Below are 11,545 nucleotides of genomic sequence, written 5' to 3'. Positions count from 1 at the left end.
CCCCGACGCCCGCCCCCGGCCGGTAGCCGTGCACGTCTCCCGCCGCGCCTTCCAGGAGTGGGTGTCGGACGCGCTCGACGACGTCCCGCCCGAGCTCGCGAAGGCGATGGACAACGTGGTGGTGCTGGTCCGCGACCGCAACGAGGACGAGCCCACACTGTTGGGCCTGTACGAGGGCATCGCGCTCACCGAGCGGGACTGGAACTACGTGGGCACCCTGCCCGACACCATCACCATCTACCGCGAAGCGCTCATGGACATCTGCGACACCGAGGAGCAGCTGCGCCACGAGATCCGAGTGACCGTGCTGCACGAGATCGGCCATCACTTCGGAATCGACGACCACCGATTGCACGACCTGGGTTGGGCCTGACCGAACCTGGGCTGGGCTGGGCCTGAAAGGAATCCGCATGCCGACCCCGCACAATTCCGCCGCCCCCGGCGACTACGCACCCGCCGTGCTCATGCCGGGCGACCCGCGTCGGGCGCGCCGCATCGCGGAGACGCTGTTCGACGACGCCCGCCTCGTCAACGAGGTGCGCGGCATGGAGGCGTACACGGGCACCGTCGGCGGCCGGCCGATCTCGGTGATGGGCTCCGGCATGGGCATGCCGACGATGACGATCTACGCCACCGAGTTCTACCGCGAGTACGGCGTGCAGCGGATCATCCGGGTCGGCACGTCGGGCGGCTTCCAGGACGACCTGGCCCTGGGCGACGTGATCGTCGCGACCGCCGCGCACACCGACTCGGCGATCAACGACCCGCGCATCCCGGGCGTGAAGTTCGCGCCCGCGGCCTCGTACCCGTTGCTCCGCGCCGCGGTGGACGCCGCCGAGCGCGCCGGGACGCCCGTGCGGGTGGGCCCGGTGTACTCCTCGGACCACTTCTACCTGGCGCGCCCTGGCCTGCACGAGGGGCTGCGCGATCACGGCGTCCTCGGCGTCGACATGGAGACCGCCGCGCTCTACGCCGTCGCCGCGGCGGAGGGCCGGGAGGCGCTGACGGTGCTCACGGTCAGCGACCATCTCTTCCGCGAGGAGGCCATGCCGTCCGAGGACCGCGAGAAGAGCTTCGCCGCCGCCGCGGCCATCGCGATCGAGGCCGCCTTCAGCTGACGGGCGCTAGCCCATCGGGTCCAGGTGCGACGGTGCGTCGGCCCAGCTCACGAGCTCCCACGCGCCGCCGTCGACGGGGCGGAGCACGATCTCGCCGGTGTTCGGCAGGTGGTGTTTGTGCGCGTAGGCACCGTCGACCCCGGACAGGTGGAAGCCGACGAGCCGGATGGCGGCCCCGTGGCTGACCAGGTAGGCGTCGCCGCGCGGCAGGTGCTCGGCGCGGATCGCGTCGACGGCGGGCAGGTACCGCGCGAGCAGGTCCTCGGCGCTCTCCCCGCCGGGCATCGCGGCGGTCGGGTCGCCCTCGTACCAGCCCCGCACGACGTCCTGGAAGACCTTGATGGACGCCTCGTCGTGGAATCCCTCGAGGTCGCCGGCCTGCACCTCGTGCACCCCGTCGATCGCGGCGGTCTCCACGCCCCACGCGGCGGCGATGTGCCCGGCGGTCTGCTGCGCGCGGCGGGCGACCGAGCTGAGCAGCACGGCGGGCGCGGCGTCCGGCCGCTCGGCGCCGTAGCGGCGGGCCTGCTCCGCCCCCTCGGGCGTGAGCGGCGCGCCGGGCGGGCGGGTGTCGAGGATCCGCGCGACGTTCGCGGTGGTCTGGCCGTGCCGGACCAGGTGCAGCAGCCCCGTCATCGCTCGCCCCTGCGCAGGCCGTCGAACCAGGCCTCGGAGTCGCCGGGGTCGACGGGGGCCGTGCCGGGCCCGCCGGGGCGGGGCCAGGAGCCGAGGAAGCGCAGCTCGTCGCACACGCGGTGCAGGGCGCGCAGCGCCTCGCCGACCGCGGGATCGTCGATGTGGCCGACGCAGTCGAAGTGGAAGACGTAGCTGCCGAAGACCGTTCGCTTCGGGCGCGACTCGATGCGGGTGAGATCGACGCCGCGCAGCGCGAATTCGGCCATGCAGAGCGCGAGCGAGCCGGGGCGACTGGGCACGTCGAGCACCACCGAGGTGCAGTCGCTGCCGGTGCGCGCCGGCGCGGGACCGGGCTTGCCGCACAGCACGAACCGGGTGCGGGCGTCGGCCACGTCGGCCACGCCGGTCGCCGCCTCGGTCACGCCGTACATCCGCGCGGCGAGGGCCGTGGTGACGCCGGCGTCGACGCGCCCCTCGGCCACGTCGAGCGCGGCGGCCGAGTTCGAGGCCGCCGGAACCACCTGCGCCTGCGGCATGTTCGCGGCGAGCCAGGCGCGGACCTGCGCGGCGGCCACCGGGTACGCGCCGACGGTGCGGGCCTCGTCGAGGGGCTTCGCGGAGGCGATGGAGAAGGCGACGGCGAGGTCCGTCTCGGCGAAGATCTGCAGCGGCGCACCGAAACCGAGCGTGTCGAGCGTGGGCGTGACCGGCCCCTCGACGGAGGATTCGATCGGCACGCAGGCGAGGTCGGCGGCACCGTCGGCCACCATCTCGAGGGCGGCCACCTGACTGGGAGCGCTGATCCGTTCCGCGCCGACGAGCTCGACGCCCGGCACCGCCATCGCGCCGCGGGCGGCGAGCTCCTGGCACTGCAGCAGCGCCATCTCGGTGAACGTCCCCTCGGGGCCGAAGTAGGCGATGCGCGTCACGCCCCGAGCCTAGCCGGGCCGCCGCGGTGGGGCGGCCCTCCGGTGATTCAGTACAGTCATTTCGTTCTTGCAGAAACAGGGGGCGATATGGCGCAGGACGAGAATCCACTGGACCGGATCAGCGCGGGACCGGCGCCGACGGGCCCGAACCCGTGGCGCTCGAACCGGCTGCCCACGGGCAGCCCCTACGCGAACGGCCTGTACGGCACCGGCGACGTGCGGAACCCGCGCCGGCTGGGCCTGGCCGGCTGGCTCACCCTCGTCGTCGCTGTCGTGCTCCTCGCGGGCGCCGTCGGCTGGGCCGCGGTCTCGAAGTCCGACCGCGACGACGCGGCGCTGCCCGGGATCACCGGGCGGGCGACGCCGCCGCCCGCGCCGAGCGTCGCGCAGATCACCGCGAACAGCCTGTTCGCGACCACCCTCACGGCCCCGGCGTCGTGCCCGCTCCCGGCCTGGTCCACGGAGCGGGCGGCCATGCAGGCCTTCGCCCAGGCCGGGACCGGGTGCCTGGGCGGGATGTGGGGACTGCCCGCCGTGCGGGTCGACGTCTTCACCCCCGGGGCCGACGGCACCGTCCCCGGGGCGTGCACCGCGAGCAAGCACGTCGAGAGCATCGTCACCTGCGACGACGTCCTCCTCATGAACTACGACCGGGCGCGCTCCGGCATCGGCAGCCAGGCCGGCGCCGCACTGATGTGGCTCGCGCTCGACGTGGCCGGCCGCGCCGAGCGGCGCAGCGGCGTCGCCGCGGACGTCGACGCCCTCGTGCGCCTGGACGGCGGGCCGACCGGCGTCCAGGGCGGCGAGCACCTGCGCCGCCGGCACGTCCAGAACCTCTGCCTCGCGGGCGGCACGCTCGCGAAGCTGGTGGGCCACGGCATCCAGCCGCGCGACATGGAGGAGGCGTCGAGCGAGGCGGCCTCGTGGACGATCATCAGCGCCACGTCGAACCAGTCCGTGCTGGCCCGCGGCACGGCGCAGAGCTGGTTCGATCGCGGCCGCCTCTCGCCCACCCTCGACGTGTGCCGGACGGCCTGGACCGTCCCCGTCGACCAGGTCTCCTAGCCCGCAGTGCGACGAAGGTTACACAACCCCCATTGAGATTCTTCGTTAGACTCATTCCTCGCATTCACGACGATCAACGGGGGAAATCAGCGATGACCGGACCGCAGGACACACGGCCCGACCAGTACCCGGCGTTCGTGCCCTACGAGCCCCATCCGGCCGGCCCGCGGCAGCCCGCCGGGCTGTCCCGCAGGATGCAGATCGCCCTGGTCGTGCTGATCACGACGGTCGCCTTCCTCGTCGTCGCCGCGGTCGCCGCGGTCGCGATCCTGGCGGTCGGCGCCGCGACGAAGCCGGACCGGACCGCGGCGCCCACGCTCGAGCCCGCGACCCTCCACGTACCGACGATCACCACCCCGGCCGTCCCCACCGTGAATCAGGTGCGGTTCAACGCGATCCTGTCGAAGACCCTGAGTGCACCGGCGTGCACCCTCCCCGCCTGGTCGACCACGCTCGGCGGGATGCAGGCCTTCACCGACGCGGCCAACGACTGCTTCGGCCGGGTCTGGGGCACGCGGATGCCCCGGATCACGGTGTTCGAGTCGACCGGCAATCTCGCGCCCGCGTCCACCGGCTGCCCCACGGATCAGCCCACCCTCGGCTTCTGGGTCTGCTCCGGCGGCTCTGCCACCAACTACACGTCGATGGTGAGCAGCATCGGCAGCCAGCTCGGCTCCGGGATCGAGTGGCTGGCGCGGATCGCGGCCATCCGCGTCTCCTTCGACGGGGGCCAGCGCGCCGACGTCAAGGCGCTCGTCACGCAGGTCGGCGGCAGCGCGACCCCGCTCGGCACGGAGTACCTGCGGCGCCAGGCGGCGCAGCGCGCCTGCCTCACGGGCGGCATCCTCGGCATGATGGTCGACCACGGGATCAGCCGGGCCGACCTCGAGGGCGCGGCGGCGGCCGCCGCGCTGTGGACCGACCTGGACGAGGCGACGGGCCACACGCTGGCCGGGCCGGCGCTGACCACCTGGTTCAACCGCGGCGCGGCCGTGCGGACCACCTCGCCGTGCGCGGACGCGTGGTCGGCCCCCGTCGATCAGCTCCCCTGAACGGCCGCGGAGCTACTTCAGGCCCAGGGCGTGCAGGCGGTCGGTGAGCGCCTGTGGGTCGGGCAGCACGACGTGGCGCAGCCGCTCCCGCACGGCGTCCTGCGCCATCGGGTTGAGCGCGGCCAGGCGCGCCTCGTCGGGCGCCGCGAGCGCGGCCGGGATGTCGTCGCCGGTGAGCGCCGCGACGACGGCGCACAGCACGGCGACGGCCTCGTCGGCGTCCGCCACCGCGATCTCGAAACCGGGACCCTCGTCGTGCACGCCGTGCACCAGGAACTCCGCCAGCGCGGTGGGGTCGCCGGGCGCGTAGGTGCAGCTCGCACGGCCCGACGGTGCCGCCACGGCCAGCCCGTCGACCAGGGACATCGGCTCGCGCGGGGGTGCGAGCAACTCCAGTTCGATCGCCATCACGATGACCCTAACTCTTGCCCGGGGTTGCTCGCCGCATTAGGTTAGGGTTACCTTCATGACTGACAACCACCGAGCGAGAGGAGTCGTCATGAGCGCCCCGACCATCGCCGAGCCGACACCGGCCGAGCGCGTCCGTTCCATCGCGGCCGTCCCCCACGCCGCGGTCCTCGCGGCCGACGGCTACGAACCGATCACCGTCGCGCTGCACCACATGCTGGGCGATCGCCTGGTGGTCGCCGTCGCCGACGACTCGCCCTGGCTCGAGGGCGTGCGCGCCATGGTCGAGATCAACGACATCTCGCCGCTGCCGCTGCGCGAGCGCACCCGCTCGCTGGTGTGGCTGTCCGGCCGGCTGTCCGAGGTCGCCGACGGTGCCGCCCTCGCCGCCCGCATCGCCGTGGACAACCCGCTCGAGGCGCTGCTCGACGTGGGCAACGGCGCGCGGCTGCTGACCATGCCGATCGAGACGGCCGTGCTCGCAGACGCCGCCGGCGCCTCGTCGGTGACGGGCGACGAGCTGGCCGCCGCCGAGCCGGATCCGTTCGCCGGCTACGAGACCGCCTGGCTCGCGCACGTCGAGACCGGGCACCCGGAGATGGTCGGGCAGCTCGCCCGCCGCCTGCCCGGCAAGCTGCGCAACCACCGCATCCGCCTGCTGGGCATCGACCGCCTGGGCATCCGCCTGCGCGCCGAGCACCACGAGCTCTCCGACGTCGACGTGCGGCTGAACTTCGCGCAGCCCGCCGACGACATGGCCGCTCTGCAGCGCAGCATCCGCATCCTGCTCGGCTGCCCCTTCCTCAACGGCCTCCGCGCGAGCTGATCTGCCGAGCTCAGTGCGCCTGCTGCGTGATGTCGGTGCCCTTCGGGGTGAGCACGTAGACGCCCAGCGCGACGGCGAACAGGATCACGCCGCCGACCAGGCCGGTCGTCTGCAGTGACGCGGTGAAGCCGGTGGTCGCGTGCTCGGCGAGGGCGGGCAGGCCCGCCTGCTGCGCGATCGCCATGGCGGCGCCCAGCGACTCCCCGGCCGCGCCGGCGGTGGCCGCGTCGACGCCGGGGATCGAGCCGAAGTCGGCGTCGGCCGTGTAGAGCATGGCCGCGACGCTGCCGAGGATCGCGACGCCGAGCACGTTGCCCAGGTCGTAGCTCGTCTCCTCGAGCGCGGCGGCGTTGCCCGCCTTCTCCTCCGGCGTGCCGGACATGATCATCGCGGAGGCCACCGTCATCGCGCCCATGCCGACGCCGACCAGGACGAGCGGCGCGAGCAGGCCCGCGTAATCAAGCTGCGCGGGGGCCGCGATGAGCACCATGCCGACCGCCGCGGCGACGAGGCCGCCGGCGAGAACGACGCGCGCATTGAGCACGTTCGCCAGCCACGGCGCGGCGAGCGACGCGACGACCGCGGCCACCGCGACGGGCAGCAGCCGGACGCCGGTCTCGATGGGGCCGTACCCCGCGACCAACTGCATCCACTGCGCGAGCAGCAGCAGCGCCGCCGCCATCGCGAACATCACGCCGAGCGCCGCGAGGATCCCCGCGGAGAACTGGCGGCGCTCGAAGAGCCGCACGTCGAGCAGCGGGTCCTCCCGGCGCAGCGACCGCCGGACGAACAGCCCGAGCACCACGACCGCGAGCAGCAGGGCGAGCAGCCCCGGACCCGACAGCAGTGTGTGGTCCTTCGCTAACCGCTTGATCGCCCATACCAGCGCCACCATCCCGGTGATCGACATGAGCGCGCCGAGCCAGTCCCAGGCGCCGGTGGTCGCGACCTTCGACTCGGGGAGCAGGAAGACGCCGATGATCAGCACGATCACCATGATCGGCACGTTGACCATGAAAGCGGCTCGCCAGGAGAAGTTCTCGAGCAGCACGCCGCCCACGATCGGCCCGACCGCGGCGCCGACGCCCGAGACCGCGGCCCACAGGCCCAGCGCCTTGGCGCGCTCCGCCGGATCCGTGAAGATCACGCGCAGCATCGTCAGCGTCGTGGGCATGATCATCGCGCCGCCCACGCCGAGCGCAGCCCGCAGGGCGATCACCTGGGCGGGCGTCTCGGCCCACAGCACGAGCGCCGAGGCGACGCCGAAGACGACGTAGCCCAGCAGCAGCATCCGCTTGCGCCCGAAGCGATCTCCGAGCGAGCTGGTGGAGACGAGCAGGCCGGCGAGCACCAGCGAATAGACGTCGATGATCCAGAGCTGTTGCGCGGCAGTCGGCCTCAGGTCGGCCGCCAGGTCCGGCACGGCGATGTTGAGGATCGTCATGTCGACGGTGATGACGAGCAGGCTCGCCGAGAGCAGCAGCGCGGCGGCCCACCGTCGGGCGGCGGACGCCACGATCGGAGTCTGGAGGTCGGTCATCAGTTCGTCTCCTGTCGGGGGTTCCAGAGGGCGGTGATCGCGCGGTCGAGCAGACCCGGATCGGCCGGTCGTCCGGTGAGGGTGGTGTGCATGATCGCGCCGTCGGTGAACATGGCGACGGCCGCGGCGCTCTCGGGCGTGACGTAACGCTCGAGCGTCGCGGCGAAGTCCGCCGCCCACCGGTCGCTGAGCTCCTTGAGCCCCGGATGCAGCGGCGCGGCACAGGTCAGCGCGAAGTCGGCCCCGACGAGATTCGGGTCGCACAGGTAGCGGTGCAGCGCCGCGACGTAGGCCGTCGGAGATGCCCCCTCGCGGACGAACGTCGCCTCCAGTTCGTCGAGCCACTCCTCCGCCTCGACGATCAGCGACGTCAGGGCGGCGGCGCGCAGGTCGTCGAGGGTCGCGAAGTACTGCGTGGTCGAGCCGAGGGGAACCCCGGCGCGCGCGGCCACCTTGCGGTGGGTCAGAGCGTCGGGCCCCTCTTCCACAACGATCGCCGCGGCCGCCTCGACGATCTCGCGACGGCGGCGCTCGGGATCGCGCCGACGGGGTGCTGCGGGCATCACTCTCTCCTCATGGACGTTTGTACATGTACAAACGTACACTATGTGCGGCGGCAAAGATCGGGTTAGATTGGTGCGATGAGCGCCACACCGGACGATCCCACCCCCGACCAGCCCGAAGGCGCGTCGAAGCCCGACTTCGCGACGCGCGCGAAGACCCACGTCGACGACGCGACGACGCGGGCGAGGACCCACGTCGACGACGCGGCCACGCGGGCCAAGACCCATGCGGACGACGTGGCCACGCGGGCCAAGACGGCGGCCGGCGACGCCGCCACCCGCGCCGGGGACGCGGCGAAGAAGTGGCTCAAGCGCGCGATCGTCGCCGCGATCCTCGTGGCGGTCCTGATCGCCGCGTACTTCGCCCTCGCCGCCTACCTGCCGCGCAAGTGGGCGGACATGCTGGTCGGCTGGGTCGGCACCGACGGCGGCACGCTCAAGGGCACCGTCTTCGGGCTCGGCATCGGCTTCCTCTGCGCCGGGCTGCCGCTCCTGATCCTGTGGTTCGCGGCTAAGCGGGCGGCGAGCCATCCCAAGATCGCGACCGTGCTCGGGCTCATCGCCGTCGTCGCGGCCGTGCCGAACCTCATGACGCTGGCCGTCGCGATCGGCACCGGAAGCGGCGCGAACTACGCGCGCACCAAGCTCGACCAGAACGCCGCCGGGTTCCGGTGGTCCACGCTCATCGGCGTGATCATCGGCGTGGTGGCCGCGATCGCCGTCGCGATCTTCCTCGAGGTGCAGCGCCGCAAGCGCGCGAAGAAGAAGGAACAGAAGGCCGTCGAGAAGCAGGCCAAGGCGCTCGCCAAGCAGATGGACAAGGACGCGAAGGCCGCCGAGAAGGCCGGCCGCGGCCGCGCGCCGAGCTTGGACGAGTCACCGTCGGGCGATCCCACGGGCGGCGACGGGAGGTAGCTCCCGTCAGATCCCGAACAGCACCTCGATCGGCTCCTTCGCGAAGTACAGCAGGAACAGCCCGGAGACGATCCACAGCAGCGGGTGCACCTCCTTGGCCTTCCCGCGCGCGACGGCCATCACCACCCAGGTGATGAAGCCGATGCCGATGCCGTTGGCGATCGAGTAGGTGAAGGGCATCGAGACCACGGTGAGGAAGACGGGCAGGACCACGTAGAACTTGGTCCAGTCGATGTCCTTGAGCTGGCCCAGCATCATTGCGCCCACGATGACCAGCGCGGGAGCGGCGGCCTCGGACGGGACCACCTCGTAGAGCGGGGTGAAGAACATCGCGGCGAGGAAGAGCACGCCGGTCACGATGTTCGCCAGGCCCGTCCGGGCGCCCTCGGCGATGCCCGAGGCGGACTCGACGAAGACCGTGTTCGACGAGGCCGAGGCGCCGCCGCCCACGATCGCGCCCGCGCCCTCGACGGCGAGCGCCTTGCCGATGTTCGGGACGGTGCCGTCCTCGCGCATCAGGTCCGCCTCCTTGGTGAGGCCGGTGATCGTGCCCATGGCGTCGAAGAAGTTCGACAGCACCAGCGCGAAGACCAGGACGGACGCGGCCAGCACGCCGATCCGGGTGAAGGCGCCGAAGACGTCCACCTCGCCGACCAGCGAGAGGTCCGGCAGGCCACCGAGGCTCGACGGGAGCTCGGGGATGTTCAAGCTCCAGCCGTGCGGGTCCTTGAACGACGGGCCGAGGCCGGCCACCTTCTGCACGATCAGGGCGACGATTGTGGTGATGACGATGCCGAGCAGGATCGCGCCCGGCACCTTGCGCACCACGAGCACGCCGATGAGCAGCACGCCGAAGACGAAGACCGCCGTCGGCCAGGCCGCGACGGAGTTGCCGATGCCGAGGCCGACGGGCACCGTCGTGCCGGCGGCGTCCGGGATGCGCCGGACGAAGCCCGCGTCGACGAAGCCGATGAACGCGATGAAGCAGCCGATGCCGGCGGCGATCGCGGCCTTGAGCTCGGCGGGGATGGCGCGGAAGACCGCGGTGCGGAAGCCCGTGACGCCGAGCAGCACGATGATGATGCCGTCGATCACCACGAGGCCCATGGCCTCGGGCCAGGTGACCTGCGGCGCGATGCTCACGGCCAGCAGGCTGTTGACGCCCAGCCCGGCGGCGATGCCGAAGGGGTAGTTGACGATCGCGCCGAAGACGATGCACATCAGGCCCGCGGCGAGCGCGGTGACGGCGGCGACCTGCGCGGTGGGCAGCACGTTGCCGAGCACGTCGACGTTCTTGGAGTTGCCGACGACGCCGCCGATGATGATCGGGTTGAGCACCACGATGTAGGCCATCGTGAAGAAGGTGACGAGGCCGCCGCGGAGCTCGCGGGGCACCGTCGAACCGCGCTCGGAGATGCGGAAGTACCGGTCGATGGGCCCCAGCTGGGGCTCGGTGGGTGCGGACACGCGTGTTCCCCTTCAGCGGCGGTAGGACCGCGCGATCGTACAACGCGCCCGATAGGGTGGCCCGGTGAACGCCCCCGAGCCCGTCCCGACCGCCGAGCGCCGCCCGCTGCGCGCCGAGGTCGCGATCGTGCTGCTGGTGACTTTCGCCTGGTCGGGCCTGTATTCGACGGTGCGCCTCATCGGTTACCAGCTCGGGCCCGGGGTCCGCGGGACGACGGTGACGCTCAACCCCGTCCGCAGCCCCCACGCGGTGATCGACTTCCTGCTGCAGGTGCTGGGCGCGGTACAGCTCTTCGGCTGGGCCGCGCTGGCGCTGTACCTGCTGTATCGCTCCGGGATCCGGTTCGCCGACATCGGCTTCGCGCTGCGCCGTCCGCGGCGGCAGGTGCTGCGCGACGTGGGGCTGGGCACCGGCCTCGCGGCGCTCATCGGCATCCCCGGGCTGGCGCTGTACGCGGCCGGCCGCGCGCTGGGCGTCACCGCGAGCGTGGTGCCCGCGTCGGGCGACGTGCAGTGGTGGCGGATCCTCACCTACGTCCTGCTGGCGGCGGGGAACGCCGTCGCGGAGGAGGTCGTGGTCGTCGGCTACTTCATGACCCGGCTGCGTCAGCTGGGCGTGGGGCGGGCCGGTTCGATCGCGGCGTCCTCAGTGCTCCGCGGCTCGTACCACCTGTACCAGGGCTTCGGCGCGGGCCTGGGGAACCTCGTGATGGGCGTGGTCTTCGGCGCAGCCTACGACCGCTGGCGGAGGCTGTGGCCGCTGGTCATCGCGCACTTCCTGCTCGACGTCGTGGCCTTCGTCGGCTACGCGCTGCTCCGCCCGCACCTGGGCTTCCTCGGCTGACCCGGCCTGCGACCCGGATCACGCGCTGAGCCGATTTCTCAGTTGCGGCCCGTACAGTCGATGTGCGTGAACGACGAACGACCGCGCGACGAGCGGAACCTCGCCTGGTCGCAGGTCCCCGAGGGCGACCCGCGCTCCCGCGCGCCCCGGCACCCGCAGGGCATCCCCCGCCCGCGCCAGGG

Annotated in this window: 13 protein-coding genes; 7 read left to right on the top strand and 6 right to left on the bottom strand. The window is 72.4% G+C overall.

Going from position 1 to position 11,545, the window contains the following annotated elements:
- Positions 1-28 precede the first annotated feature (28 nt).
- Both LB823_RS23030 and deoD read left to right on the top strand, forming a co-directional pair.
- Positions 29-373, top strand: a complete 345-nt coding sequence (locus tag LB823_RS23030; protein ID WP_224651999.1) for a metallopeptidase family protein — start codon at positions 29-31, stop codon at positions 371-373.
- A gap of 37 nt (positions 374-410) precedes the next feature.
- Positions 411-1,118, top strand: coding sequence for a purine-nucleoside phosphorylase (gene deoD, locus LB823_RS23025; RefSeq protein ID WP_224651997.1), 708 nt, complete (start codon positions 411-413; stop codon positions 1,116-1,118).
- A gap of 6 nt (positions 1,119-1,124) precedes the next feature.
- Here the strand turns inward: deoD and LB823_RS23020 are convergent, their stop codons facing one another.
- Both LB823_RS23020 and pheA read right to left on the bottom strand, forming a co-directional pair.
- Entirely contained in the window at positions 1,125-1,754 is a 630-nt protein-coding gene (locus tag LB823_RS23020) for a histidine phosphatase family protein (RefSeq protein WP_224651995.1), read from the bottom strand.
- The gene (pheA, locus tag LB823_RS23015; protein ID WP_224651993.1) at positions 1,751-2,683 is read right to left on the bottom strand and encodes a prephenate dehydratase; all 933 of its coding nucleotides are present in this window, start codon (positions 2,681-2,683) and stop codon (positions 1,751-1,753) included. The genes LB823_RS23020 and pheA overlap by 4 nt, the downstream gene beginning before the upstream one ends.
- 87 nt (positions 2,684-2,770) lie before the next feature.
- Here pheA and LB823_RS23010 point away from each other — a divergent pair, with 87 nt between their 5' ends.
- Both LB823_RS23010 and LB823_RS23005 read left to right on the top strand, forming a co-directional pair.
- Positions 2,771-3,748 (top strand): hypothetical protein, encoded by a 978-nt coding sequence (locus tag LB823_RS23010; protein WP_224651991.1) that lies wholly within the window; start codon positions 2,771-2,773, stop codon positions 3,746-3,748.
- A gap of 92 nt (positions 3,749-3,840) precedes the next feature.
- On the top strand, positions 3,841-4,800 hold the full coding sequence (locus tag LB823_RS23005) for a hypothetical protein (RefSeq protein WP_224651989.1): 960 nt from the start codon (positions 3,841-3,843) through the stop codon (positions 4,798-4,800).
- A 12-nt stretch (positions 4,801-4,812) separates the two neighbouring features.
- On the opposite strand, the gene LB823_RS23000 is transcribed toward LB823_RS23005, so the two are convergent.
- Positions 4,813-5,208 (bottom strand): hypothetical protein, encoded by a 396-nt coding sequence (locus LB823_RS23000; protein WP_224651987.1) that lies wholly within the window; start codon positions 5,206-5,208, stop codon positions 4,813-4,815.
- 91 nt (positions 5,209-5,299) lie between these two features.
- On the opposite strand from LB823_RS23000, the gene LB823_RS22995 reads away from it, so the two are divergent.
- A complete protein-coding gene (locus tag LB823_RS22995) occupies positions 5,300-6,034 on the top strand; it encodes a DUF2470 domain-containing protein (protein WP_224651985.1) in 735 nt (244 codons plus the stop codon).
- A gap of 10 nt (positions 6,035-6,044) precedes the next feature.
- Here LB823_RS22995 and LB823_RS22990 read toward each other — a convergent pair whose 3' ends face one another.
- Both LB823_RS22990 and LB823_RS22985 read right to left on the bottom strand, forming a co-directional pair.
- On the bottom strand, positions 6,045-7,574 hold the full coding sequence (locus LB823_RS22990) for an MFS transporter (RefSeq protein WP_224651983.1): 1,530 nt from the start codon (positions 7,572-7,574) through the stop codon (positions 6,045-6,047).
- Positions 7,574-8,137 carry a TetR/AcrR family transcriptional regulator gene (locus LB823_RS22985; RefSeq protein ID WP_224651981.1) on the bottom strand — a complete coding sequence of 188 codons (564 nt, stop codon included), beginning with the start codon at positions 8,135-8,137 and terminating at the stop codon, positions 7,574-7,576. Before LB823_RS22985 ends, LB823_RS22990 begins: the two co-directional genes overlap by 1 nt.
- A 78-nt stretch (positions 8,138-8,215) precedes the next feature.
- On the opposite strand from LB823_RS22985, the gene LB823_RS22980 reads away from it, so the two are divergent.
- Complete coding sequence (locus LB823_RS22980; protein ID WP_224651979.1) at positions 8,216-9,052, top strand: hypothetical protein; 837 nt, start codon at positions 8,216-8,218, stop codon at positions 9,050-9,052.
- Positions 9,053-9,058: 6 nt separating this feature from the next.
- On the opposite strand, the gene LB823_RS22975 is transcribed toward LB823_RS22980, so the two are convergent.
- Positions 9,059-10,519: an NCS2 family permease gene (locus LB823_RS22975; protein WP_224651977.1), complete on the bottom strand. Its 1,461-nt coding sequence runs from the start codon at positions 10,517-10,519 to the stop codon at positions 9,059-9,061.
- 64 nt (positions 10,520-10,583) lie between these two features.
- Here LB823_RS22975 and LB823_RS22970 point away from each other — a divergent pair, with 64 nt between their 5' ends.
- On the top strand, positions 10,584-11,363 hold the full coding sequence (locus tag LB823_RS22970; protein WP_224651975.1) for a CPBP family intramembrane glutamic endopeptidase: 780 nt from the start codon (positions 10,584-10,586) through the stop codon (positions 11,361-11,363).
- Positions 11,364-11,545: the final 182 nt, after the last annotated feature.

It is taken from the genome of Tsukamurella sp. M9C, from assembly GCF_020169415.1.
Lineage (GTDB): Bacteria > Actinomycetota > Actinomycetes > Mycobacteriales > Mycobacteriaceae > Tsukamurella.
The sequence above is the reverse complement of the archived record's forward strand: the minus strand, read 5'-3'. Positions and strand labels throughout refer to the sequence as shown.